19 protein-coding genes and 1 pseudogene are annotated in these 25,958 nt (G+C 72.0%); 14 read left to right on the forward strand and 6 right to left on the reverse strand.

The annotated features are described in order from the left end of the window. Position 1 precedes the first annotated feature (1 nt). From CPH93_RS07225 to CPH93_RS07250, 6 genes and pseudogenes are all read left to right on the forward strand, one after another. Positions 2-718: a M24 family metallopeptidase gene (locus tag CPH93_RS07225; protein ID WP_096212329.1), complete on the forward strand. Its 717-nt coding sequence runs from the start codon at positions 2-4 to the stop codon at positions 716-718. 12 nt (positions 719-730) lie between these two features. Continuing rightward, positions 731-2,014, forward strand: a complete 1,284-nt coding sequence (locus tag CPH93_RS07230; protein ID WP_231977218.1) for an Nramp family divalent metal transporter — start codon at positions 731-733, stop codon at positions 2,012-2,014. Positions 2,015-2,061: 47 nt separating this feature from the next. After that, positions 2,062-2,724 (forward strand): YczE/YyaS/YitT family protein, encoded by a 663-nt coding sequence (locus CPH93_RS07235; RefSeq protein WP_197708741.1) that lies wholly within the window; start codon positions 2,062-2,064, stop codon positions 2,722-2,724. 390 nt (positions 2,725-3,114) lie between these two features. Then, positions 3,115-4,492: pseudogene (locus CPH93_RS07240) on the forward strand (DUF692 domain-containing protein). Between the two features lie 175 nt (positions 4,493-4,667). Next, positions 4,668-5,480, forward strand: a complete 813-nt coding sequence (locus CPH93_RS07245) for a TIGR04222 domain-containing membrane protein (RefSeq protein ID WP_096212330.1) — start codon at positions 4,668-4,670, stop codon at positions 5,478-5,480. A 99-nt stretch (positions 5,481-5,579) separates the two neighbouring features. Then, complete coding sequence (locus CPH93_RS07250) at positions 5,580-7,253, forward strand: alpha/beta hydrolase (protein WP_096212331.1); 1,674 nt, start codon at positions 5,580-5,582, stop codon at positions 7,251-7,253. A gap of 66 nt (positions 7,254-7,319) precedes the next feature. On the opposite strand, the gene hemQ is transcribed toward CPH93_RS07250, so the two are convergent. Then, complete coding sequence (gene hemQ, locus CPH93_RS07255; protein WP_006602446.1) at positions 7,320-8,081, reverse strand: hydrogen peroxide-dependent heme synthase; 762 nt, start codon at positions 8,079-8,081, stop codon at positions 7,320-7,322. 2 nt (positions 8,082-8,083) lie between these two features. Beyond that, entirely contained in the window at positions 8,084-9,538 is a 1,455-nt protein-coding gene (gene hemG / locus CPH93_RS07260; protein ID WP_093485935.1) for a protoporphyrinogen oxidase, read from the reverse strand. 225 nt (positions 9,539-9,763) lie between these two features. Here hemG and CPH93_RS07265 point away from each other — a divergent pair, with 225 nt between their 5' ends. Next, positions 9,764-10,960, forward strand: coding sequence for a thiolase family protein (locus tag CPH93_RS07265; RefSeq protein WP_096212332.1), 1,197 nt, complete (start codon positions 9,764-9,766; stop codon positions 10,958-10,960). A 432-nt stretch (positions 10,961-11,392) separates the two neighbouring features. Then, positions 11,393-12,775: an FAD-dependent oxidoreductase gene (locus CPH93_RS07270; protein WP_096212333.1), complete on the forward strand. Its 1,383-nt coding sequence runs from the start codon at positions 11,393-11,395 to the stop codon at positions 12,773-12,775. A 94-nt stretch (positions 12,776-12,869) separates the two neighbouring features. Here the strand turns inward: CPH93_RS07270 and hemE are convergent, their stop codons facing one another. Further along, complete coding sequence (gene hemE / locus CPH93_RS07275; RefSeq protein ID WP_096212334.1) at positions 12,870-13,937, reverse strand: uroporphyrinogen decarboxylase; 1,068 nt, start codon at positions 13,935-13,937, stop codon at positions 12,870-12,872. A 147-nt stretch (positions 13,938-14,084) separates the two neighbouring features. Between hemE and CPH93_RS07280 the strand changes: the two genes are divergently transcribed. The 3 genes from CPH93_RS07280 to CPH93_RS07290 all read left to right on the forward strand — a co-directional run bounded on the left by CPH93_RS07280 (position 14,085) and on the right by CPH93_RS07290 (position 17,095). Further along, positions 14,085-14,741, forward strand: coding sequence for a DUF3000 domain-containing protein (locus CPH93_RS07280; RefSeq protein WP_093485927.1), 657 nt, complete (start codon positions 14,085-14,087; stop codon positions 14,739-14,741). Between the two features lie 339 nt (positions 14,742-15,080). Next, on the forward strand, positions 15,081-15,743 hold the full coding sequence (locus CPH93_RS07285; protein ID WP_006602452.1) for a response regulator transcription factor: 663 nt from the start codon (positions 15,081-15,083) through the stop codon (positions 15,741-15,743). A 77-nt stretch (positions 15,744-15,820) separates the two neighbouring features. Then, on the forward strand, positions 15,821-17,095 hold the full coding sequence (locus CPH93_RS07290; RefSeq protein ID WP_093485925.1) for an HRDC domain-containing protein: 1,275 nt from the start codon (positions 15,821-15,823) through the stop codon (positions 17,093-17,095). Between the two features lie 54 nt (positions 17,096-17,149). Here the strand turns inward: CPH93_RS07290 and CPH93_RS07295 are convergent, their stop codons facing one another. Then, positions 17,150-17,833 carry a PepSY domain-containing protein gene (locus CPH93_RS07295; RefSeq protein WP_231977219.1) on the reverse strand — a complete coding sequence of 228 codons (684 nt, stop codon included), beginning with the start codon at positions 17,831-17,833 and terminating at the stop codon, positions 17,150-17,152. Between the two features lie 247 nt (positions 17,834-18,080). On the opposite strand from CPH93_RS07295, the gene CPH93_RS07300 reads away from it, so the two are divergent. The 3 genes from CPH93_RS07300 to CPH93_RS07310 all read left to right on the forward strand — a co-directional run bounded on the left by CPH93_RS07300 (position 18,081) and on the right by CPH93_RS07310 (position 21,933). Beyond that, entirely contained in the window at positions 18,081-19,307 is a 1,227-nt protein-coding gene (locus tag CPH93_RS07300) for a thiolase family protein (protein ID WP_096212336.1), read from the forward strand. After that, positions 19,304-21,439, forward strand: a complete 2,136-nt coding sequence (locus tag CPH93_RS07305) for a 3-hydroxyacyl-CoA dehydrogenase NAD-binding domain-containing protein (RefSeq protein ID WP_096212337.1) — start codon at positions 19,304-19,306, stop codon at positions 21,437-21,439. The genes CPH93_RS07300 and CPH93_RS07305 overlap by 4 nt, the downstream gene beginning before the upstream one ends. Positions 21,440-21,540: 101 nt before the next feature. Beyond that, positions 21,541-21,933, forward strand: a complete 393-nt coding sequence (locus CPH93_RS07310; protein ID WP_093485917.1) for an NTP pyrophosphohydrolase — start codon at positions 21,541-21,543, stop codon at positions 21,931-21,933. 72 nt (positions 21,934-22,005) lie between these two features. Here CPH93_RS07310 and CPH93_RS07315 read toward each other — a convergent pair whose 3' ends face one another. Continuing rightward, the gene (locus CPH93_RS07315) at positions 22,006-23,532 is read right to left on the reverse strand and encodes an amino acid permease (protein ID WP_096212338.1); all 1,527 of its coding nucleotides are present in this window, start codon (positions 23,530-23,532) and stop codon (positions 22,006-22,008) included. A gap of 200 nt (positions 23,533-23,732) precedes the next feature. Continuing rightward, the gene (dxs, locus tag CPH93_RS07320; protein WP_173909740.1) at positions 23,733-25,736 is read right to left on the reverse strand and encodes a 1-deoxy-D-xylulose-5-phosphate synthase; all 2,004 of its coding nucleotides are present in this window, start codon (positions 25,734-25,736) and stop codon (positions 23,733-23,735) included. Positions 25,737-25,958: the final 222 nt, after the last annotated feature.

The raw sequence follows: 25,958 nt of genomic DNA on the forward strand, positions 1-25,958 counted from the left end.
CATGGACGAGACCGTCGTCCCGGCGGACATCGACGAAGAGGTCAGGGCGCTCAACCTGATCGAGGCCGAGCGCAAGGCCGTGGCGCTCTTCGACGAGGTGACCGAACGGGGAATCGTGGCACCAGGGCAGCGGGAGTCCGAGGTCAGCAATCAGGTCAGGGATCTGGCCGCCGACCTGTTCGGTACCAGCAAGCACTGGCACAAACGCATTGTGCGGTCCGGCCCGAACACCCTCCACCCCTACCGGGGCAACCCCCCGGACCGTCTGATAGCCGCGGGGGACATCGTTTTCCTGGACTTCGGCCCGGTGTTCAGTGAGTGGGAGGCCGACTTCGGACGTACGTACGTACTGGGCGACGACCCCGAGAAGCTGCGGCTGCGGGACGACCTGCCGGGGATCTGGGAGGCCGGGCGGAAGTACTTCGAGACGCACCCGGACATCACGGGCGCCGAACTCTATGCGCACATCGTCTCGCTTGCCGAAGCCGCTGGATGGGCGTTCGGGGGGCCGCACAGCGGTCATCTGGTGGGTGAGTTCCCGCACGAATTGATCGACGACGACCTCGTCAACAGCTACATCACCCCCTCCAATCACCGGCCGTTGCGTTCCACCGACGACGCCGGCCGACGTTGCCACTGGATTCTGGAGATCCATCTGGTCGACCGTGCACGGACCTTCGGCGGGTTCTTCGAACAGTTGCTGACGCTGAGCCGCTGAAGGGGGAATCGGGTGAGCACGAGCACCTCCGTGACGAGCTCGGCCGAAGGAACCGCCCCGCAACCGCCCAGGGCTCTCCTGCGGCGCGCCCGGGGGCTGGCCATGCTCGGCCCTGCCTTCGCCGCCGCCATCGCCTATGTCGACCCCGGCAACTTCGCCACCAACTTCGCGGCAGGTTCCGACCTCGGATACCGGCTGCTCTGGGTCGTGGTCGCCGCCAATCTGCTGGGGATGCTGGTGCAGGTCCTCGCCGCCAAACTCGGCCTGGCGACCGGGCGGAACCTCGCCGAGCTGTGCAGGGATCGCTACCCGCGGCCAGTGGTATGGACCATGTGGGTGCAGGCCGAACTGGTTGCCATGGCAACGGATCTGGCCGAGGTGATCGGCGGGGCCATCTCCCTGGCGCTCCTCTTCGACCTGCCGCTGGCGGCGGGCGGGGTGCTGATCACCGTGTTCTCCTTCGTCATTCTCGCTTTCGAGACGCGCGGCAAGCGGAAGTTCGAGGCGCTGATCGCCGCCTGTCTGGCATGCATCCTTGCGGGCTTCGCCTGGAACCTCGTGCGGTCGGGGGTGCGCCCCACAGACTTCATGGGCGGGCTCATTCCCCGCCTGCCCGATGCGCAGGGGCTGTTCATCGCCGGCGGCATTGTGGGCGCGACCGTGATGCCGCACGTCGTCCATCTCCACTCGGACCTCACGGGGCGGCACACGCGGGAGACGTCCCCGGACGGCGCCCTCGGCCGACGCAGGCGGCTCCTGTGGCAGGTACGCCTCGACGTCTTCGTGGCGCTGGCCTTCGCGGGCCTGGCGAACATGGCCATGCTGATCGTCGCGGCCAAGATGTTCCACGCCGGGCCGCTGGAGATCGACACCCTTGAGAGCATCCACGCCGCCTTCGGTACTCTGCTCGGCGGCGGTGCGGCGCTGGCCTTCGCCCTCGCGCTCCTCGCCTCGGGCCTTGCTTCCACCTCTGTCGGCACCTACGCGGGCCAGGTCGTCATGGCCGGGTTCCTCGGCCGCTCCCTGCCCCTCGCACTGCGCCGGGTGGTCACGGTGACACCCGCACTGGCCGTCTTGGCCGTCGGAGTCGATCCGACCCAGGCCCTGATCTGGTCCCAGCTCGTCCTCTCCTTCGGCATCCCCTTCGTGCTCATCCCGCTCATCGGGTTCACCCGTGACGCCCGGCTGATGGGTCCACTGGTCAACACCCGGGTGACCACGGCGCTCGCGACCGTACTCGCGGCCGTCGTGGTCCTCCTGAACGTGGTCCTCGTGACAGCCGCCCTCGCTCCATGACCCCGGGGGAACACCACCGACCCTCCCTCTCGCAGGAAGGCACATCTGTGTCCACCAGCACCATCGCGCACGGAAGCCGCCGGCCCCACGGCACGGGCCACCGTCTGCTGACGTACCTCGCCGGCTGCCTGGTCTTTTCTTCCGGCTCCTATCTCTTCATCTACTCCGACCTCGGTACGGACCCGCTTGACGTCTTCGCCCTCGGTCTGCTGAAGCATGTGCAGTTGACGGTGGGCGTCGCCCAGGCCCTCATCGCGGCGCTGTGCATTCTCGTCTGGGCCGCCTGGTACCGGCGCCGCCCTGTGGTCCTGCCCTTTGTGACGTTCTTCCTGTGCGGCAGCGTCATCGACCTGCTGCGGCTGACCGATCCCGGACGGTTCCTGCCGCTGCCGCACGTGGTGCTGATGCTCCTGGCCACCACACTGTGCGCCTATGCCTCGTCGCTGATCATCATGAGCGGGGTGGGCATCCGTGCGATGGACCTGGTCGCCCTTGCCATCGTCGACAAGTGGGGCTGGCCTTTCTGGGCCGCGAAGATGTCGATGGAGGGCATCCTGCTGGGGTGCGGCTACCTGATGGGCGGGCCTGTGGGCGTCGGAACGGTCTGCTTCCTGGTAGTCGTCGACACCATGATCCAGCCCTTCATGCGGGCCAACGCCAGGGTCCTGCGGATCCCCAACCTGGGCATGCCCAGCCTGGAGAAGCCCTGAGTGACCAGGCCCGACCCAGGAGTTCTGTACGGCAACGGTGCTTGAGGTGACGGGACTGCAATTCGGTCGACTACGTCATCGAGCGCCTCGGCGATCCGGGTGCGGTGCTGATCGTGGACGACACCGGGTTCCTGAGGTGCTCAGAGGTGCAACATCCTGGTCCCGGCCGAGCTCGCCCCCGGCTCCTGCACGGTCGTGGCCGGCCACCCGGCGCTGCGTAGCGCGTTGCCGCCCACCGGCTGAGGCCGCGGGGCCCGCCCGGGCGCGGGCGGATACTGGACGGCGGGCGCCGCCGCCGGTGAAGCTCAAATCAACCTCTGAACCGGCCGGTACAGGATTCGGGCCACCGTACCGGGTCAGGAGTACCCCCACCACGGAAGAGGGGGAGCCATGCAGCGCCTGGGGACGGGAATCGGGTGGCGGCCGGAGATTGCTGCCGAGATAGCGGAGTTGCCCGGGGTGGACTGGGTCGAGGTGGTGGCGGAGAACATCTGCCCCGGTCATCTGCCGGACGCCCTGCGGGAGCTGCGTGAGCGGGGCACCACCGTCATCCCGCACGGGGTCTCGCTCGGGCTGGGCGGCGCCGAGCGTCCGGACGCCGGGCGGCTGACCGCGCTCGCCGAGCGCGCCGCGGCGCTGGACGCCCCGATGGTCACCGAGCACATCGCCTTCGTCCGGGCCGGCGGGCCGCTGACCGCTTCGCCGCGGATGGAGGCGGGGCATCTGCTGCCCGTCCCCCGCACCCGTGACGCGCTGGACGTGCTGTGCGAGAACGTGCGGATCGCCCAGGACGCCCTGCCGGTGCCGCTGGCGCTGGAGAACATCGCCGCGCTCATCAACTGGCCCGGCGAGGAACTGACCGAGGGACAGTTCCTGACCGAGCTGGTCGAGCGGACCGGGGTGCGGCTGCTCATCGATGTCGCCAACCTCCATACGAACCACATCAACCGGGGCGAGGATCCGGCGGTGGCCCTGGACGGGCTGCCGCTGGAGGCCCTCGCATACGTCCATGTCGCGGGCGGTGTGGAGCGGGACGGGGTGTGGCACGACAGTCACGCCCACCCGGTGACCCGGCCGGTGCTGGACGTACTGGCCGAGTTGTGCGCCCGGACCACCCCGCCCGGCGTGCTGCTGGAGCGGGACGAGGACTTCCCCGGGGGCGGGGAGCTGGCCGGCGAGCTCGACGCGATCCGTAGCGTGCTGAAGGAGGCCCGCCATGTCCGGGCCGCATGAGCCGGAGGCCGGGCCGGCGGCACGGGCCCGCGGCCGGCGGGCGGCGGAAGGGGCCACCGCCGCTCCCGCCACCGCTCCCCCCGCCACGGACACCACGACCGAAGCAGACACCACGACCGACGCCGCACGGCAGCGACTGGCGCTGGCGCAGACCGCGCTGCTGTCGGCGCTGGTCGCCGGGACGCCGGCCCCCGAGGGCTTCGACCGCGCCCGGCTCCGGGTGCAGAGCCGGGCGCTGACCGCCAAGCGGGCCGATGTCGTCGCCAAGGTCGCGCCGGAGCTGCCCGGCATCCTCGGCGCGGACTACCGGGCCGCGTTCCTCGGCTATGCGCGCCACCGCCCCATGAGCGGCGGCTACCGCCAGGACGCCCTGGAGTTCGCGGCGTATCTGCTGGACCGGGGGCGTCCCGAAGACGCGGACGCACGGCGGCAGTTGCGGCACTGGTGGCGGGATCGCTCGGGGCCGCGCCCGCCGTCCGCGCGACCCCTGGCCCGGCTGGCGCGCATGGTGCGGCAGCTCCTGCCCCCGAGGTAACCGCGGCGCCCCGCCCAGGACGGCGTGGTGCGGGCCGTCCAAGAGGGCACAGCACGCCCCACCCAGGAGGGTGCGGTCCGGGCCGCGCCGTCGGAACGTGCCGTACCGCGGAAGGCTGCCCGCATCCTGAGAAACGTTGTGGCGGTAAGCAGGCCCGTACCGTAGAAAACCGGCTATGTCGCTCCTCTTCCTCCTTGTCGCCTGGTCGGCAGCGGTGCTGTCCTGTGCGCTGCTGTGCCGTGCCGCGGTCGCCGCCGCCCACATCACCCCGCCGGCCCCGCGGGCGAACGCCCAGGCCGTCCCGGCTCCGGCCGCCGCGGAGCGCCGCGGCTCCGGGCTGACCCTGTACGAGATGGCCTACCTTTCCGGCGGACCGCACCGGCTCGCCGACGTGGTGCTGGTGCTGATGGCGCAGAAGCGGCGGCTGCTGCTCGCCGACACCGGCTGGGCCACCGTCGTCGATCCGGTCGGTACGGACGCCGTCGAGCGCGCCGCCCTCACCGCGATAGGCCCCGAAGGGCAGCGCCGCATACCGGCCGTACGGGACGCCCTGGTGAGCGACGAGGCGGTGCGGCAGGTGGCGGACCGGCTGGAGACGGCGGGGCTGGCGCTGCCGGCCGCGGTCCGGCCGGGCATCAGCGGTGCCGTCCGCCTGGTGCGGGGCGCCGCCCTCGTGGTGCTGCTGTCCGCCCTCGCGACCTACTGGAAGGCGGCGCCCGGCGCGGACAGCGGGCCCGTCCTGGCCTGGTTCGCAGTGCCGCTGATCCTCACCCTCGGCACCTGGGCCGCGGCCCGCTTCGAGCTCCACCCGTACAGCGACTGGGCCACCACGGCGGGCGAGCGGCAGCTGCCCGGCGCGGCCGGCTCCCGCAGCGCCCCCGACTCCCCTGCCGCCCCGGCCGGCTCGCTCATCACTCTCGCCCTCCGCGGCCCCGCCGCCCTCACCGACCCCACCTTGCGCGCCGCGCTCCACTCATCCGGGGCATAGCCTCCGACACCGGACCCAGGTGCTTTACATCGACAATGCGCGCCCCAACTATCCCTTTTGTATGCACACACGAAGGGACGGCCAGTGAGAGCACTTGCGTTGTACGGCACCATCGGGTCGCTGATGGTGACCGCCCTCGCCACTGCCCCGGCAGGCGGCGTCACGGGGGCCGCCGGCGCGCCACCCGCACCGGTCGCGCACCACCTCCGATTCGGCCGCTGCGCACCGGTGGAACATCTGCCGTCGTCCGTGGAGTGCGGCACGCTCACCGTTCCCCTCGATTACGCGCACCCCGAGGGAAGGAAGATCCACCTGACCGTCAGCCGGGCCCGGGCCACCGCGCGCGGTGAGCGGCAGGGCTCCCTGGTCTTCAACCCCGGCGGCCCCGGCGCGTCCAGCATGGAGTTCCCGCTGTACGGCGGGCTGCCCAAGTGGAGCAAGCTGGCGCGCGCCTATGACTTCGTGGGCTATGCGCCGCGCGGCGTCGGCCGCTCGGCGCCGCTGTCGTGCCAGGACCCCGGGGAGTTCGCCAAGGCGCCCACCGACAGCCGGATGCACCCCGATGCGGCCTTCAAGCGCAAGAAGGTGGCGGAGGCGAGGGCGTACGCCCGCGGCTGCGTCCGCCGGGCCGGGTCCGCGCTGCCCTTCTACAACTCCGTCAACAACGCCCGCGACCTGGACATGCTGCGGGCCGCGCTCGGCGAGCGGCGGCTGACCTTCATGGGCGCCTCGTACGGGACGTACTTCGGTGCGGTCTATGCGACGCTCTTCCCCGGTCACGTCCGGCGGATGATCTTCGACAGCGTGGTCAACCCCGCCCCTGAGCAGATCTGGTACCGCAACAACCTCGACCAGGACGTCGCCTTCGAGCGCCGCTGGGGCGACTGGCTGCGCTGGGTCGCCCGGCACAACGGCCAGTACCACCTGGGCACCACCCGGCAGGCGGTGCAGCGGGCCTACGACACCGCCGCCACGAAGCTGCGCCGCGCGCCCCTCAACGGGAAGATCGGCGCGGGCCAGCTGCAGTCGGCCTTCCTCAAGACCGGCTACAACGACGCCTTCTGGCCGCTGCGCGCCGAGGCGCTCTCGGGGTATCTGCACGGCGACCCCAAGCCGCTGATCGCCCAGGCCCTGCCCCGGCCCGCGGGTGCCGCCGCCGAGGAGAACAGCGCCGCCGTCTACACCGCCGTCGAGTGCAACGACGCCCGCTGGCCGCGCAGCTGGCGGACCTGGAACCGCGACAACACCGAGATCGCCCGGGACGCGCCGTTCGAGACCTGGGACAACGCCTGGATGAATCTGCCGTGCGCCTTCTGGCCCGACCGGGCGGAGTCGGCCGATGCCGAGCTGGACGCCGCGGCACACCGGGCGGACGGCCCCGAGGCCGGCGGGGATCTGGTGAACGCCGCCGACCGTACGGCCGAGGCCGCGGTCGACGGTGCGCTGCACGGTCAGCGCCGCCCGCTCGACGTCCACACCGCGCCGGGGGCGCTGCCGCCGGTGCTGCTGCTGGCCGCCGAGCGGGACGCGGCGACGCCGTACCGGGGCGCGGTGGAGCTCCAGCAGCGGCTGCCCGGCTCCTCGCTGGTCACCGAGAACGGGGCGGGCACCCACGGCATCGCCTTCAACGACAACGCCTGTGTGACCGCGTACGCCGAGGCGTATCTGCTGCGCGGGAAGGTCCCGGCGCGCCGGGTGTACTGCGCACCGCGGGCCGAGCCGGTGCCCGGCCAGCAGGCGACCCGGTCGCAGCACGCGCTACCGGGCAAGTAGCCGGGGAGCAGACGCTGCGGGCCGTCCCCGAGGGGGCGGCCCGCAGTGCTGTGCTCCGGCCGTGGATCAGGCCAGGCCGGCGACCAGCTCGGCGACCGGCTTACGGCGACCGGTGTAGAACGGGATCTCCTCGCGGACGTGCATCCGCGCCTCGGAGCCGCGCAGATGGCGCATCAGGTCGACGATGCGGTAGAGCTCGTCGGCCTCGAAGGCCAGCACCCACTCGTAGTCGCCGAGCGAGAACGACGGCACCGTGTTGGCGCGCACGTCCGGGAAGCCGCGGGCCATCTTGCCGTGGTCGGCCAGCATCCGGCGGCGGTCCTCGTCGGGCAGGAGGTACCACTCGTAGGAGCGCACGAAGGGGTAGACGCTGACGTAGTTGCGGGCCACCTCGTCGGCCAGGAAGGCCGGGATGTGCGACTTGTTGAACTCGGCGGGGCGGTGCAGCGCCATGTTCGACCACACCGGCTCCAGCGCACGGCCCAGACGGGTGCGGCGGAAGAGGTTGTACGCCTCCTGCAGGGCGTCCGAGCTCTCCGAGTGCCACCAGATCATGAGGTCGGCGTCGGCGCGCAGGCCGGACACGTCGTACGTGCCGCGGACCACCACGTCCTTGGCCGCGAGCTGCGCGAACAGCTCCTCGACCTCGTCGGCGTAGCCGCTGCGGTCCTCCGGGAGGACCTCGCGCAGCTTGAAGACCGACCAGAGGGTGTAGCGGATGACCTCGTTGAGGTCCTTGGCCTTCTTGCCGGCGTTCGGGGACTTCTCGGGCGCCGCGGGGGTGTGCGGCGCCGAAGCGGGGGTGGAAGCGTCTGTCATGTCGTCCATTCTCACTCGCCCCGGGCCCGGTCCGCCGTCAGGGTCCCGAGGATCTCGTCCGCGGCGCGGTGCGCCGAGCCGATGCAGGCCGGGATCCCGACGCCGTCGTAGACCGCGCCGCACACCCGCAGCGCACCCGGCATCCGGGCGACCGCGGCGCGGATCTTGGCGACCCGCTCCAGATGGCCGACGGCGTACTGCGGCAGTCCGCCCTCCCAGCGGGTGACGGTGGCGGCCACCGGGCGGGCGGTCAGGCCGACCGCCGCGCCGAGGTCGGCGAGGGAGAGCGCGACCAGCTCGGAGTCGTCGCGCTGGAGGTCGGCATCGTCCTGGTAGCGGCCGAGGGAGGTGCGCAGCACGAACAGGTCGGGGTCCGCGTCGCCGACCCAGCCCCATTTGTGGCTGGAGAAGGTCGAGGCCTTGATCCGGCGGCCGTCGACGGGCGGCACGAGGAAGCCGCTGCCGGCGGGCACCCGGTCCAGGTCGGCGCGGCGGAAGGCCATGGTGACCAGCGCCATCGAGGCGTAGTCGACGGTGGCCAGCTCGGCGGCCGCGGCCGGGGAGTCCTGGCCCAGGAGGTGCGCCGCGGCGCCCGCCGGTGCGGCCATGACGACCGCGTCCGCGGTGAGCGTCCGGTCGCCGAGCCGGATGTGCCAGCCGTCGTCCCCGGCCCAGTGCAGCTCGTCCACGGCGGCCCCGCAGCGGATCTCGCCGCCGGCCCGGCGCACGGCGTCGGCGACGGCGGCCGGCAGGGTCCCGATCCCGCCGTCGATGCCCATGAAGACCGGGGCGGCCTGCCCGTTCTGCGGGGCGGTGGCGGCGGCGCGCGCCTGGAGGTCCCGTACGCCCTCGGTCAGGGAGCGCCGGGTGCGGGCGACCTCGAAGAGCTGCGGGACGGCGGCGCGCATCGAGATGCGGTAGGCGTCACCCGCGTAGACGCCGCCGAGCAGGGGCTCGACGAGCCGGTCGACGACCTCCCGGCCGAGCCGGGCGGCGACGTACTCGCCGACCGCGACGTCCTCGCCGGTCTCGGTCCGGGCCAGGGTCTCGTCCTGGGCGATCCGCGCCATGCCCTCCGGGGAGATCACACCGGAGGCGGCGAGCGGGGCGAGGTCCCCGGGCACGCCCATGACATGGCCCTTGGGCATCGGGCGCAGCGCGTCGCGGGTCCACAGGGCCGCGGTGGCGGTGGCCGGCGGCTGCAGCCGGCCGCCGATCCCGACGGCGCGGGCGAGCTCCACCGCCTCCGGGCGCCGGGCGAGCATCGACTCGGCACCGAGATCGACCGGGACGCCGGCGATCTCGCCCGCGTACAGCTTGCCGCCGAGCCGGCCGGACGCCTCCAGGACGGTCACCCGGGCGCCGCCTTGGAGCAGGCGGTGCGCGGCCGCCAGCCCGGAGATGCCTCCACCGATGACGACGGCATGACCGGGCCCGCGGCCCGTACTGGTGTGCGCTGCGCTCATGCCCCCACTCTCGCAGAGCCGCCCACCGGGGCGTCGGCCAGACCGCGGCCCGGGCGACAAGGCGCCGCAGCACCGGCGCCGTTCACGGTGCCCGGCGCGGCGGGCAAGGTGACCGAGAGCCCCCGTTGACAGCGGGCAGCGGCGGGCAAAGACTCATGGTCGGTGGGTGGCGATCTTCTTGGCGCCCGCCGACCGTCGAGCCCGGGACAGCGAGGACAGCGCCTGATGACCGACCCACGCCTGCGGGATGTGTACATCGTCGATGCCGTACGGACCCCCGTCGGCAAGTACGGCGGCGCACTGGCCGGGGTCCGGCCGGACGATCTCGCCGCCCATGTGCTCAAGGCCCTGGTGGACCGCACCCCGGACCTCGATCCGGCGCGGATCGACGACGTCTGCTTCGGCGATGCCAACGGCGCCGGCGAGGACAACCGCAATGTGGCGCGGATGGCGGTGCTGCTGGCCGGGCTGCCGGTGACCGTGCCCGGCGTGACCGTGAACCGCCTGTGCGGGTCCGGCCTGGAGGCGGTCATCCAGGCGGCCCGGGCCATCGCGCACGGCGACGCACGGATCGCGGTGGCGGGCGGCGTGGAGTCGATGAGCCGCGCGCCGTATGTGCTGCGCAAGCCGGAACGTGCCTTCCCCGCGGGCCATCAGGAGATGTTCTCCTCGACGCTGGGCTGGCGGATGGTCAACTCGCGGATGCGCCCGGAGTGGACGGTCGCGCTCGGCGAGGGCGCCGAGCTCATCGCCGACCGGTACGGCATCACCCGCGAACAGCAGGACGTCTTCGCGCTGGCCAGCCACCAGAAGGCGGTGCGCGCCTGGCGGGAGGGCGCCTACGACGCGGAGGTCGTGCCGCTGCCGGAGGTGGACCTGCTACGCGACGAGACGATCCGCGAGGGCTCCTCCCTGGAGTCCCTCTCCAAGCTGAAGCCGGTGTTCCGTACGGCCGGCGGCACGGTCACCGCCGGCAACTCCTCGCCGCTCAACGACGGTGCCGCGGCCCTGCTGCTGGTGGACGAGGAGGGCCTGCGGGCCACCGGGCGCGAACCGCTGGCCCGTATCCGCGCGAGCGCGGTGACCGGCGTCGAGCCGCAGCTGTTCGGCCTGGGCCCGGTGGAGGCGGTACGCCGCGCCCTGGAGCGCTCCGGCCGCGACTTCACCGACATCGCGACCTTCGAGCTCAACGAGGCCTTCGCGGCCCAGGCCCTGGGCTGCATCACCCAGTGGCCGGAACTCGACCCCTCGGTGGTGAACCCCCAAGGCGGCGCCATCGCCATCGGCCACCCCCTGGGAGCCTCCGGCGCCCGCCTGGCCGGCTCGGTCGCCCACCAGCTCGCCGCCCAGGGCTCGGGCACCGGCCTGGCCGCGCTCTGCATCGGGGTGGGGCAGGGGCTGGCGTTGGTGCTGGAGCGCTGAGGGGGGCTCAGGAGCCTCGGCGGCACGGCTTCTCCCCCCTCCCCCCCTCCCCCCCTCCTCCCCCTCCTCCCCCTTCGGGGGAGGGGGCGGGGGGCGGGTTCGGGGGTGGGGGGAGCAGGCAGACGGCCTTCCTCACGTCGTCACAACGCTGCGGATGCCACCCGGCCCCGGCCGGGCGACCACCCGACCCAGGCCGGACATCAGGGGCAAGCCCCCGGAGCGTCCCCAGCTGATCCACCGCCCGACGCCCCGGCCGACCCGGCAGCCCCGGCCGGCCCGGCACCCCGCTCAGCGTTGTCCACAGGTCCCGCGCGGACAGCTGACGAGCCGTAACGTAGCGAGGGCCGGTGAGAGAGCCGCGCGGCACGCGGCACGAACCGACACGCAGACGGCCAGGGCCATGAGGGCCACAAGGACGACAAGGGGGCCGGCATGACGGCGGAACGGCTGGTGATCGTCGGTGGTGATGCGGCAGGGATGGCCGCGGCCTCGCAGGCCCGGCGGCTCAGGAAGCCCGGTGAGCTGGCCATCACCGCATTCGAGCGCGGGCATTTCACGTCGTACTCGGCCTGCGGGATTCCGTACTGGGTGGGCGGTGAGGTCGAGGGTCCGGATGCGCTGATCGCGCGTACGGCGGCGGAGCACCGCGCCCGGGACATCGATCTGCGGATGCGCACCGAGGTGACGGAACTCGACCTGGACCGCGGCCGGGTGCGTACCCGGGAGCTGGACAACGGCGGCCGGGAGACCTGGACGGGCTTCGACAAGCTGGTGCTGGCGACCGGAGCGCGGCCGCGCCGCCCCCGGCTGCCGGGGATCGACGCCCCGGGGGTGCACGGTGTGCAGACCCTGGACGACGGCCGGGCGCTGCTGGACACCCTGGAGGCATCGGCGGGCCGCCGCGCGGTGGTGGTCGGCGCGGGCTACATCGGCGTGGAGATGGCCGAGGCCCTGATCCGCCGCGGCTACCAGGTCACCGTGCTGGAGCGGAGCGCACAGCCGATGTCCACCCTCGACCCGGACATGGGCGCCCTCGTCCACGAGGCGATGTGCGCGATGGGCATCGAGACGGTGCGCGGTACGGCGGTCACCGGGGTGCTGACCGGCGCGGACGGCCGGGCATGCGCGGTGACCACCGAGGACGCCGAGTACCCGGCGGATGTGGTCGTGCTGGGCATGGGCGTGCGCCCCGAGACCACGCTCGCCGCCGCGGCCGGGCTGCCGCTGGGCGAGTCCGGCGGGCTGCTCACCGATCTGGCGATGCGGGTCCGCGGCCAGGACCACATCTGGGCGGGCGGGGACTGTGTGGAGGTGTGGGACCTGGTCTCCGGCCGCACCCGCCATATCGCGCTGGGCACCCACGCCAACAAGCACGGGCAGATCATCGGCACCAACGTGGGCGGCGGCTATGCGACCTTCCCCGGCGTCGTCGGCACCGCCGTCAGCAAGGTCTGCGACCTGGAGATCGCCCGTACGGGACTGCTGGAACGCCACGCGGACGCCGCCGGGCTGCGTTTCGTCACCACGACCGTCGAGGCCACCAGCCACGCCGGCTACTACCCCGGCGCCCGCCCGATGCACGTCAAGATGCTCGCCGAGCACCGTACGGGGCGGCTGCTGGGCGTGCAGATCGTCGGCCGCGAGGGCGCCGGCAAGCGCGTGGACATCGCGGCGGTCGCGCTCACGGCCGGGATGACCGTGGAGCAGATGACCGCCCTCGACCTCGGCTACGCACCGCCGTTCTCCCCGGTCTGGGATCCGGTGCTGGTGGCGGCCCGCAAGGCGACCCGGGCCGTACGGGAGGCCGGGGACTGACGGTTCGCGGGCACGGCGCGCCCTGCCGTACGGGAGGGCGCCGGTCCGGTCGTGTCCCGCAGGGCGCCCGGCCGGACCGGTGGGGCGGCTCCGCTCAGCGGGCCGTCTGCGTGTGGACGTACTCGACGAGGCGGGTCAGTGCCTCCGGGTCGGTGCTGGGCAGCACGCCGTGGCCGAGGTTGAAGATGTGCCCCTCCAGACCCTCGGCCGCATCCAGGACCTCACGGGCCTTGGTCTCGACGGCCTCTTGGGGCGCGAAGAGCACGGCCGGGTCGATATTGCCCTGGAGCGCCTTGCCGGGGCCGACGCGGCGGGCCGCCTCGTCGAGCGGGACCCGCCAGTCGACGCCGACGACATCCGCGCCCGCCTCGCCCAGCAGGCCGAGGAGTTCGCCGGTGCCGACACCGAAGTGGATCCGCGGCACGCCCCGGCCCTCGACCGCCCGGAACACCTTGGCGGAGGCCGGCATCACCGAGCGGCGGTAGTCGGCCGGCGAGAGCGCGCCCACCCAGGAGTCGAAGAGCTGGACCGCGCTCGCCCCGGCCTCGATCTGGACCGTGAGGAAGGCCGAGGTGATCTCGGCGAGGCGGTCCAGGAGGTCGGCCCACAGCTGCGGGTCGCCGTACATGAGGGCCTTGGTGTGCTCGTGGTTGCGCGACGGGCCGCCCTCGACGAGGTAGCTGGCGAGCGTGAACGGCGCGCCGGCGAAGCCGATGAGGGGCGTGCCGCCGAGCTCGCGGACGAGCATGCCGATGGCCTCGGTGACGTACGGGACGTCGCCGGGCTCCAGATCACGCAGTTGCGCGAGGTCGGCGCGGGTGCGGATCGGGTTCGCGACGACCGGGCCGACGCCGGGCTTGATGTCGAGGTCGACGCCGATGGCCTTGAGGGGGACGACGATGTCGCTGAAGTAGATGGCGGCGTCGACGTGGTGGCGGCGCACGGGCTGCAGCGTGATCTCGGTGACCAGCTCGGGCCGCATGCAGGAGTCGAGCATCGCGATGCCCTCACGGACCTTGCGGTACTCGGGCAGTGAGCGCCCGGCCTGGCGCATGAACCACACCGGGGTGTGCGGCACCGGCTCCCGTCGGCACGCCTTGAGGAATGCCGAGTCGTATGTAGCGGTCTGCTGCTGGCCCGTGGCCTGGTTGTTGGCGCTCACGCCCCAAATCTTCGCATGCCGGGTCGGCGGCCGATTTCGGCAGGTGGCCGATATCTCCGCATGCGCCCGAAGGCACCTCCGAACGGGCGACGCGCGCACCGGGTGTCCTCCCCGTATGCGGGCCCGATTCCGCCTAACCTTCCGGGCATGGCTGCGGCTCATGAACACCTCGCGGACAGCGCGGACGAGGCCCCGATCCCCTTCCGTCAGGCGGTCGAAGCGCTCCGCGCGGCCAGACTGCGGCCGGAGATCGAGATCGATCCGACGCCCGCGCCGAAACGGCTCGCCCCGTTCGCGTACGCCCTGGAGGCGGCGGTCGTCGAGCGCGGCGCGGGTCCGGACGGCGAGGACCGGGATCTGGCGGACGGTCGGCTGGTGGTGCTGCACAACCCGGCCGGGGACGACACCTGGCAGGGCACGTTCCGGGTGGTGACACTGGCACGGGCGGAGCTGGAGCCGGAGATGGGCAGCGATCCGCTGTTGCCGGAGGTGTCGTGGTCGTGGCTCACGGGCGCGCTGGAGGCGCGCGGGGTGCACTACGGCGCGCCGAGCGGCACGGTGACGCGGGCCGGCTCGTACTACTTCGGCGGGCTCGCGGCGCGTGAGCCCGCGACCCAGATCGAGATCCGGGCGTCGTGGACGCCGGCCGAAGGCCCCGGCGGGGTGCCGGATCTGGCGGCCCATCTGGCGGCGTGGTGCGATCTGCTGTGCCAGGTGGCGGGCCTGCCGCCGGCCACGCCCGACGCGCCACCGCGCGGCGGCGTCGTCCCGCTCCCCCAGCGCCGTGGCGCACAGCCCCGCTGAACTGCACTTTTCCCGCCCGGTCCGGCCGGCGCCGATCGCTTCGCGCACGGCCGCTCCGGGGCATCGTCCGCGGCCGGACGGGCCTCGCGCCCGTCCGGCCGCAGTGCTGAGTGGGTGCCGGTGCGGCATCGCGTACGGCTTTGATCATCTAGGTGCACACCGGGTGCCCAACTGTGATCGATCACGCATCCGATTTGCCCGAATTGCCCCTAACTAAATCGTGATCAAAGTCTAAAGTCCCGCCGGATTGCTGCCGAAGAGGTCAGTGACCCTTCAAACACGGATCATTCCGGCGCCCCCAAGCCGGCTCCGTACTCGCCACTCCCCCCAGGAGGCCCGGTGTCTGTTCTCCTCGAGCAACCTTCGAGCCTGGTCGCCTACCGCCCGAACAAGCCGACGGCCATGGTCGTCGTGGCCGACCCTCGCGTCCGCTCCACCGTCACCCGCCACCTGTGGGCCCTCGGAGTGCGGGACGTGATCGAGGCGTCGTCCATCGCGGAGGCCCGTCCCCGCGTCGGCAACCCGCGCGACATCTGCGTTGCCGACGTCCACCTTCCCGACGGCTCCGGCCTCACCCTCCTGTCCGAGACCCGGGCGGCAGGCTGGCCCAACGGCCTCGCACTGTCCGCGGCCGACGACATCGGCGCCGTACGCAACGCCCTGGCCGGCGGCGTCAAGGGCTACGTCGTCACCGGTACCCGCACCAATCTGGGCATCCCCGGCCGCCCCGGCACCTCGCCCATCGGCGCCAACGCGGCCCGCATGCAGCGCCGTCCGCCGGGCGCCCCCGGTCACCCCGGTGGCTACCGCGAGCTGTCGGGCCGTGAGGTCGAGGTCTTGCGGCTGGTGGCGGAGGGCCAGTCCAACAAGGCCATCGGCGTCTCGATGGGGCTGTCGGCGCTGACCGTCAAGAGTCACCTCGCCCGCATCGCCCGCAAGCTCGGCACCGGGGACCGGGCCGGAATGGTGGCGGTCGCACTGCGCACCGGCATCATCCACTGACCGCTCACCCGACCGGCCCGCCCGTCGAGGGAACGTTCCCTCGACGGGCGACGTGCATACACAGATACCCTTGACTGGTGACCGACGCCCAAAAGACCGCAGCAGAGACGACACTGCGAGCACCCGGAGACTCGCCTCCGGATCCCCGACCGGCGCCGGTCCCTCTCCTGGAGCCCCGCGAGGGCATTCCCCCGGTGGTCGCCACCGGCGAGGCACTCGCCGAGGTCGTGGCCGCCTTCGCGGGCGGTACGGGCCCGGTGGCCGTCGACGCCGAGCGGGCCTCGGGTTATCGCTACGGCCAGCGTGCCTACCTCGTACAGCTGCGTCGCGAGGGGGCCGGCAGCGCACTGATCGACCCGGTCGGCTGTCCCGATCTGTCCGCGCTGGGGGAGGCGATCGGCGACGCCGAGTGGGTGCTGCACGCCGCCACCCAGGACCTTCCCTGCCTGCGTGACATAGGGATGGTCCCCACCCGGCTGTTCGACACCGAGCTCGCCGGACGACTGGCCGGCTTCGCCCGGGTCGGCCTGGGCGCCATGGTCGAGAACGTCCTCGGCTTCGCCCTGGAGAAGGGCCACTCCGCCGTCGACTGGTCCACCCGCCCGCTGCCCGAGCCGTGGCTGCGCTATGCCGCGCTCGACGTCGAGCTGCTGGTGGACCTGCGCGACGCGCTGGAGGAGGAGCTGGAGCAGCAGGGGAAGCGGGAGTGGGCCCGGCAGGAGTTCGCGGCGATCGCCGCCGCTCCCCCGCCGCCGCCCCGCAAGGACCCCTGGCGCCGCACCTCCGGGATGCACAAGGTCCGCCGGCGGCGCCAGATGGCGGTCGTACGGGAGCTGTGGACGGCCCGCGACCAGGTCGCCCAGCGGCGGGACGTGTCGCCCGGCAAGGTGCTCGGGGACGCCGCGATCGTGGAGGCGGCGCTGAGTCTGCCGCCGAACAGCCATGCACTGGCCGCGCTGCCCGGCTTCGGCCACCGCATGGGCCGACGGCAGCTGGAGCAGTGGCAGGCCGCCGTCGACCGGGCCCGTGCCCTGGCCGAAAGTGAGCTGCCGCAGCCCGGCCAGCCGCTCAGCGGGCCGCCGCCGCCCCGCGCATGGGCCGACAAGGATCCGGCCGCCGCGGCCCGGCTGTCGGCCGCCCGCGCTTCGGTCACCGCGCTCGCCGAGCGCCTGAATCTCCCGCAGGAGAACCTCATCACTCCGGACACGGTGCGCCGGCTGTGCTGGGAGCCGCCGGAGCTGCCGACTGCGGAGTCGGTCGCCGAGGTGCTGGCCGGCCACGGCGCCCGGCCCTGGCAGATCGAGCTGGTCACGCCGATCCTCAGCGAGGCGCTGCAGGCGGACGCGGGCTGACGTGCACGGCCCGGGCCGGACGGTGACGCCGGCCCGGGCCGCGCGGCGGGCCGGTCAGCTCTGCTCGACGCGCATCCACAGGACCTTGCGGTTGGTGGCGTCGATCTCGTAGGCCGTCTCGTTCCAGTCGTCGGTGGTCACTACGCCCACGGACCAGGCCGGGTTGTCGGTGTTGCCGTGGTCGGCGTCGCCGAGCTCCAGGGAGGTGACGGTGCCCTTCGTCTTGTCGGTGGCCGTCTTCGCGGCCTGCTGGGCGGTGACGGTGGCCTTGGACAGCCGGGCGGCCAGCTGCTGCTTGTCGCCGGGGTCGTCCGACTCGGTCTGTGGCTGGTCCGCCTTGCCGGTGCGCGCGTCCACGCGGACGTCGCTCACCGTCCCGTCGGCGGTGGCGACCGCGGTGTTCCAGTACGGGCTGGCGGGCGTCCCCTTGAGCTCCGCGGCGATCGGCTCCGAGGCCGGGACCGCCGCGACCGCGGCCTTCAGCGCCTGCACGTAGTCCACCGAGGCGCTGGGGATCAGGGCTTTGCGCCGGGCCTGGTCCGCGCTGAGCGAGCCGCTCGGCGTGGCGGGGGCCGAGGCGGGCACCGGACGCTTGGGGCTTCCAATCTCTTTCTTGCCGGTACTCCCACAGCCCGACACCAGCGCGCCCGCGGCGGCCACGGCGCAGACCAGGCCGATCGCGCGCGGCACCACCAGACGCCCGCGCCGGGCCACGACATGACTCCTCTTCGTCTCCATACGGTCACTCTAAGTGCGCTTTAGGGCGAATTGCGCCAAGACCCGACGACATTCGGTCCATTTCGTTCCGCTCCTGTCGCCGCACACCCAGGGGTCACCCGGCGGTCGGCGCCGCCATCCGGTGTGACCTTCACCGCTCCGGCCGGTGGGGGTGTGCAGCTTGGTTACCCGTAAGTAGCATGTCGGTGTGAAGCGTCCCCCGGGGCGCCCCGCAGCAGTGCCACCCCGCACCTGGAGGAGAGCCAACGTGCCTCGTACCGCTAGGGACGTCGTCTTCGTCGACGGCGTCCGCACCCCGTTCGGCAAGGCGGGCCCGAAGGGCATCTACCACGAGACCCGCGCCGACGATCTCGTCGTGAAGGCCATCCGGGAGCTGCTGCGCCGCAACCCGGCCCTGGACCCCGCGAAGATCGACGAGGTCGCCATCGCCGCCACCACCCAGATCGGTGACCAGGGCCTGACCCTGGGCCGTACCGCCGGCATCCTCGCGGGCCTCCCGCAGTCCGTGCCCGGTTACTCCATCGACCGCATGTGTGCCGGCGCGCTGACCGCCGTCACCGCCACCGCCGGCTCCATCGCCTTCGGCGCCTACGACGCCGTCATCGCCGGTGGTGTCGAGCACATGGGGCGCCACCCCATGGGCGAGGCCGTCGACCCGAACCCGCGGTTCGTGAGCGAGAAGCTCGTCGACCAGTCCGCGCTGTTCATGGGCATGACCGCGGAGAACCTCCACGACCGCTACCCGCAGATCACCAAGGAGCGCTCGGACGCCTACGCCGTGCGCTCCCAGGAGAAGGCAGCGAAGGCGTACGCGAACGGGAAGATCCAGCAGGACCTCGTCCCGGTCTCGGTGCGGAACACCAACTCCGAGGTCGGTGAGACCGGTTGGGGTCTGGTGACCGCCGACGAGCCGATGCGCCCGGGGACCACCCTGGAGAACCTCGCCGGTCTCAAGACGCCGTTCCGTACGCACGGCCGCGTCACCGCCGGTAACGCCGCCGGTCTCAACGACGGCGCCACCGCCTCGATCCTCGCCTCCGAGGACTTCGCCCGGGAGCACGACCTTCCGGTCAAGATGCGCCTGGTCTCCTACGCCTTCGCGGGCGTCGAGCCCGAGGTGATGGGCTACGGCCCGATCCCGGCCACCGAGAAGGCCCTCGCCAAGGCGGACCTGGGCATCGGCGACATCGGCCTGTTCGAGATCAACGAGGCGTTCGCCGTCCAGGTGCTCGCCTTCCTCGACCACTACGGCATCGCCGACGACGACGAGCGCGTCAACCAGTACGGCGGCGCCATCGCCTACGGCCACCCGCTGGCCTCCTCCGGCGTCCGGCTGATGACCCAGCTGGCCCGGCAGTTCGAGGAGCAGCCGGAGGTCCGTTACGGCCTGACCACCATGTGCGTCGGCTTCGGCATGGGCGCCACGGTCATCTGGGAGAACCCGAACCACAAGGACGCCGGAGGCGACAAGTGAGCACCACCACCACCGCCGAGCTCCTCAAGGGCGCGGCCGAGCTGTTCCCCGACGAGGTCGTGACGTCGGCGCACGTCCGCCACCTCGACCTGCCGTACGGCGCGGGCAAGTTCGCGCTGATCACGCTCGACAACGGCTTCGACCACACCAAGCCGACCACCTTCGGCCCGGGCTCGCTGGCGAACCTCAACGCCGCGCTCGACCAGGTCGAGAAGGAGGCCGCGGACGGCGACATCGTCGGCGTCGGCCTCACCGGCAAGCCGTTCATCTTCGCCGTCGGCGCCGACCTCAAGGGCGTCGAGCTGCTCAAGCGGCACGAGGACGCGCTGGCCATCGGCAAGGGCGGCCACGAGGTCTTCAAGCGGCTGTCCGCGCTCGCCGTGCCGAGCTTCGCGTACTACAACGGTGCCGCCATGGGCGGTGGCGTCGAGGCCGGTCTGCACTGCTCCTACCGGACCGTGTCGAAGGCGCTGCCCGCCTTCTCGCTCCCCGAGGTCTTCCTCGGTCTCGTCCCGGGCTGGGGCGGCTGTGCGCTGCTGCCCAACCTGATCGGTGCGGACAAGGCCGTCTCGGTCATCATCGAGAACTCGCTCAACCAGAACAAGCAGCTCAAGGGCCAGCAGGTCTTCGACCTCGGTATCGCGGACGCGATCTTCGAGGGTGCGGACTTCCTGGAGCAGTCGCTGATCTGGACCGCGCACGTCCTCAAGGGCGACGTGACGGTCGAGCGTGCCGAGATCGACCGCGGTGAGGCCTGGGACCAGGCAGTCGCGAAGGGCCGGTTCATCGCCGACGGCAAGGTGCACGGCGCCGCCCCGGCCGCCTATCGGGCGCTGGACATCATCGCCGCCGCCAAGAGCGGTGACCTCCAGGCCGGTTTCGACGCCGAGGACCAGGCGCTCGCCGACCTGATCATGGGCGGTGAACTCCGCGCCGGCATCTACTCGTTCAACCTCGTGCAGAAGCGCGCCAAGCGCCCGGCCGGCGCTCCGGACAAGAAGCTCGCGCGCCCGGTCAGCAAGGTCGGCGTCGTCGGCGCCGGTCTGATGGCCTCGCAGCTCGCCCTGCTCTTCCTGCGCCGCCTGGAGGTGCCGGTCGTGCTGACCGACATCGACCAGGAGCGCGTCGACAAGGGTGTGGGCTACGTCCACGCCGAGATCGACAAGCTGCTCGGCAAGGGCCGGATCAACCAGGACAAGGCCAACCGCCTCAAGGCCCTGGTCTCCGGTGTCCTCGACAAGGCCGAGGGCTTCTCCGACGCCGACTTCATCATCGAGGCCGTCTTCGAGGAGATCGGCGTCAAGCAGCAGGTGTTCGCGGAGGTGGAGGCCGTCGCCCCGGCGCACGCGATCCTCGCCACCAACACCTCCTCGCTGTCGGTCACCGAGATGGCGTCGAAGCTGAAGCACCCCGAGCGGGTCGTCGGCTTCCACTTCTTCAACCCGGTCGCGATCCTGCCGCTGCTGGAGATCGTGCGCGGCGAGCAGACCGACGACGCCTCGCTGGCCACGGCGTTCGGTGTCGCCAAGACGCTGAAGAAGACCGCGGTGCTGGTGAAGGACGCCCCGGCGTTCGTCGTCAACCGCATCCTGACCCGCTTCATGGGCGAGATCCAGAACGTCATCGACGAGGGCACCCCGGTCGAGGTCGCCGAGAAGGCCATCGAGCCGCTCGGTCTGCCGATGTCGCCGCTGGTCCTGCTGGAGCTGGTCGGCCCGGCGATCGGTCTGCACGTCTCCGAGACCCTCAACCGCGCCTTCCCGGACCGCTTCACGGTCTCGCCGAACCTCAAGGCCGTCGTCGAGGCCGGCAAGCGCGGCTTCTACGTCTACGACTCCGGCAAGCCGGAGCTGGACCCCGAGGTCGCCGCGCTGCTCAAGCAGGGCGACTCGGTGCTGACGGAGGAGCAGGTCCGCGACCGCGTGCTGGACGCCGTGGCGCAGGAGATCGGCCTGATGCTGGACGAGGGCGTGGTCGCCGAGGCGCAGGATATCGACCTGTGCCTGATCACCGGCGCCGGCTGGCCCTTCCACCTGGGCGGCATCACGCCGTACCTGGACCGGGCCGGGGTCTCCGAGCGGGTGCGGGGCAAGAAGTTCCTGGCCCCGGGCATCGCGAGCGTGCCCGCGTAACGGTGCACGACTGACAGGCGGATGCGCGGGCCGGCTCGGCGGAGCCGGCCCGCGCATTCGTGTGTGCGGCGTGGGCCGCGGCGCCATGGGAGGGTGACGGCATGGATGCCTTGGTCATTGTCGATGCCGCGAATGTCGTGGGCTCGGTGCCCGACGGCTGGTGGCGGGACCGGCACGGTGCGGCCGAGCGGCTGCGCGATGCGCTGGCCGCCTACGCCGCGGACGGCCTGCCGGGACTTCTCGCCCCGCCCCTGGAGCTGGTCCTGGTGGTGGAGGGCGCGGCCCGCGGCGTCGAGTCCGCGGAGGACGTACGGGTGGTGCCGGCGGCCGGCAGCGGCGACGACCGGATCGTGCAGCTGGTGGCCGACGAGGGCGGCGGACGGGACTGTCTGGTGGTCACCGCGGACCGCGGGCTGCGGGAGCGGGTGCAGGCGCTGGGGGCGCGGGTGACGGGGCCGCGGGCGGTGTGGGGGCCGGGGCGCGGCGGGTCGTAGTCGGGGACGGCGCGGCCCCGTACACCGTCGGGGCGGCGTACGGGGCCGTGCGCAGGCGTGGCTGACCGGGGGTCAGTCCCCGGCGGGCCGGCGGTTGCGGAGGCCCAGGCGGCTGTGCGAGCGCCCGTACACGAAGTAGATGCCGAAGCCGGCCACCATCCAGATCCCGAACCGGACCCAGGTCTCCGCGGGCAGATTGAGCATCAGCCACACCGAGGCCAGGACGGACAGCACCGGCACCACCGGCACCCACGGGGTGCGGAAGGCGCGGGGCAGGTCGGGCCGGGAGCGGCGCAGGATGATGACGCCGATGGCAACCACGACGAACGCGAACAGGGTGCCGATGTTGACCAGTTCGGCGAGGACGTCGATCGAGGTGAAGCCGGAGGCGATGGCGACGACGACGCCCAGCACGATGGTGGACCGGTACGGGGTCCCGTACCGCGGGTGGGCCCGGGAGAAGACGCGGGGCAGCAGGCCGTCCCGGCTCATCGCGAAGAACACCCGGCTCTGGCCGAGCAGCAGAATCATGCAGACCGAGGTCAGGCCGACGGCGGCGCCGAAGCTGATCACGTCCGCGAAGAAGGGGTGCCCGAGGTCCGCGAAGGCATCGGCGAGCGGGGCGTCGGTGGAGAGCTTGCTGTACTTCTCCATGCCCGTGACGACGACCGACACGGCCACGTAGAGGACCGTGCAGAGGGCGAGCGAGCCGAGGATGCCGCGCGGCACATCGCGCTGCGGGTTACGGGTCTCCTCGGCGGCGGTGGCAACGATATCGAAGCCGATGAAGGCGAAGAAGACCACGGCCGCCGCGGCGAAGATGCCCATGACCCCGAAGGTGGACGGGGCGAAGCCGAACATCAGCTCCGCCAGCGGCGCGGACAGTCCGCCGCCGGCCGCGGTGGGCTTGCTGGGCGGCACGAACGGCTCGTAGTTGGCACCGGTGATCAGGAAGGCGCCGGCGATGATGACCAGCAGGACGACGGTGACCTTGATCGCCACGACCACCGCCGTTACCCGTGAGGACAGCTTCATCCCGAGCACGAGGATGCCGGTCAGGACCAGCACGAGGATGCAGGCGAGCAGATCGAAGCCGAAGTTCCCCTCGTGCGTACCGGACAGGATCGGCGGCAGATGCCACCCCACGCTGTCCAGCAGCGAGCGCACATAGCCGGACCAGCCGACCGCGACCACCGCACAGCCCAGGGCGAGCTCCAGGATCAGGTCCCAGCCGATGATCCAGGCGGGCAGTTCGCCCAGTGAGGCGTACGAGAAGGTGTAGGCCGAACCGGCGACCGGCACGGTGGAGGCGAACTCCGCATAGCACAGGGCCGCCAGCGCACAGACCACGCCCGCGACCACGAAGGACAGAGCGACGGCCGGACCGGCCTGCTCCTTGGCGATTTTTCCGGTGAGGACGAAGATGCCGGTCCCGATGACGACACCGACCCCGAACACCGTCAGATCGAGCGCCGACAGGGACTTTTTGAGCGTGTGCTCCGGCTCCTCGGTATCCAGGATCGACTGCTCCACAGTCTTCGTCCGGAACAGGCCGCGATCGCGGCGTGAATCATGTGGTGTGCCGTGCTGTGTGCTCATGGGCGAACCTCCACCTGGACGACCCTCGCAACTCTCCTGAACTGACCGAGTCTCCGCAATGTCAGGAAACAGTCAGCTTCGGCGGGGCGCCGGGCGGCGGGGATTCACCCGATGGGGTGCGGCTGGGCTTATGCCGATGGGCCGGGCGGAACATCCGTACGGATGACCGGCCGGCCCATCGGGGGGTGGCGTCTGCGGAATCAGTCGCGGGCGGCCTCGGCGGGCTCGGCCGCGCCCTTGGCGCCGACCGGCTCGGCGTCGTCGTACCGGCCGTCGATCTTGGAGACCAGGCCGGTCACCTGGCGCGCGATGTCCGGCGCGGTGAGTCCGATCTCCGCCATGACCTCCTTGCGGGAGGCGTGGTCCAGGAACCGCTCGGGGATGCCGAAGTCCCGCAGCGGCAGGTCCACACCGGCGTCCCGCAGCGACTGGGCGACGGCCGAACCGACGCCGCCGGAGCGGATGTTGTCCTCGACGGTGACCACGACCCGGTGGGTGGCGGCGAGCCCGGGCAGCGCCGGATCGACCGGCTTGACCCAGCGCGGGTCGACGACGGTGGTGGAAATGCCCTGCTTGTCGAGGAGGTCGGCGATCTCCAGGCACATCGGGGCGAGGGCACCGACGGACACCAGCAGGACATCGGGCCGCTTGACGCCCTCGGCGGGCTCGCGCAGCACGTCCATCCCGCCGATGCGCCCGACGGCCTCGACGGCCGGCCCGACCGCACCCTTGGAGTACCGCACGACGGTCGGCGCGTCATCGACCTCGACGGCCTCGCGCAGCTGGGCGCGGACCTGGTCGGCGTCGCGCGGCGCGGCGATCCGCAGCCCCGGAACGACCTGCAGGATCGACATGTCCCACATGCCGTTGTGCGAGGCGCCGTCGGTGCCGGTGACACCGGCCCGGTCCAGGACGAAGGTGACCCCGCACTTGTGCAGCGCCACATCCATCAGCACCTGGTCGAAGGCGCGGTTGAGGAAGGTGGCGTAGACGGCGAAGACCGGGTGCAGGCCGCCGGTGGCCATACCGGCCGCGGAGACCGCCGCGTGCTGCTCGGCGATGCCGACGTCGTAGACCCGGTCGGGGAAGGCCTTGGCGAACTTGTCCAGTCCGACCGGCTGCAGCATGGCCGCCGTGATGGCGACGATGTCGTCCCGCTCCTTGCCGAGCTCGACCATCTCGTCACCGAAGACAGAGGTCCAGTCCTTGCCGCCCGAGGAGAGCGGCAGTCCGGTGTCGGGGTGGATCTTGCCGACGGCGTGGAAGCGGTCCGCCTCGTCCTGGAGAGCGGGCTGGTAGCCACGGCCCTTTTCGGTGAGGCAGTGGACGATGACCGGGCCGCCGAAGCGCTTGGCGCGCGTCAGGGCGGACTCCAGCGCCTCGATGTCGTGGCCGTCGATCGGGCCGACGTACTTCAGGCCCAGGTCCTCGAACATGCCCTGCGGAGCGATGAAGTCCTTCAGGCCCTTCTTGGCGCCGTGCAGGGTCTCGTACAGCGGCTTGCCCACGACGGGCGTGCGCTCCAGCAGGTCCTTGCCGCGGGCCAGGAAGCGCTCGTAGCCGTCCGTGGTGCGCAGCGTGGCCAGGTGGTTGGCGAGGCCGCCGATGGTCGGGGCGTAGGAGCGCTCGTTGTCGTTCACGACGATGACGAGCGGACGGTCCTTGGCGGCGGCGATGTTGTTGAGCGCCTCCCAGGCCATACCGCCGGTCAGCGCGCCGTCGCCGATGACCGCGGCGACCCGGTTGCTCGAACCGCGGACCTCGTTGGCCTTCGCGATGCCCTCGGCCCAGCCCAGCACCGTGGAGGCGTGGCTGTTCTCGATAACGTCGTGGGCGGACTCGGCGCGCGAGGGGTAGCCGGACAGGCCGCCCTTGGCCTTGAGCTTGCTGAAGTCCTGACGGCCGGTGAGAAGCTTGTGGACGTAGGACTGGTGCCCGGTGTCGAAGAGCACCTTGTCCTTGGGCGAGTCGAAGACACGGTGCAGGGCGATGGTCAGCTCGACCACACCGAGGTTCGGGCCGAGGTGTCCGCCGGTCTTGGACACCTCGTCGACAAGGAAGGTACGGATCTCCCCCGCCAGCTGCTCGAGCTGCTCCGGGCCCAGTCGGTCCAGATCGCGCGGTCCCCTGATACGGGAAAGCAACGCCCTCCCGCTGCCCGCCACCACCCCGGCCGGACTCGCTTTGCGCGGCACCTCCTGCACCCCTGCCTCCTTGCTGCTTGCTGCTCGCTGCTTGCTGCCGTGGATCGAGCTTGCCGATCAGATGAGTCTAATGTTGCGTCCGCCGCGGGCACGCCCGGGCCTTGCGATGTATGTCACTCGGGTGACTCGGGCTCCGGCACACCGTTTTCCCCCGCCGGCGCACACGGACCGGCCCCCACCGGATCATGCCCGGTGGGGGCCGCTGCCGTCGAACGACGACCG

The organism is Streptomyces sp. 2323.1 (assembly GCF_900221035.1).
In the GTDB taxonomy this organism is placed as follows: Bacteria; Actinomycetota; Actinomycetes; order Streptomycetales; family Streptomycetaceae; genus Streptomyces; species Streptomyces sioyaensis.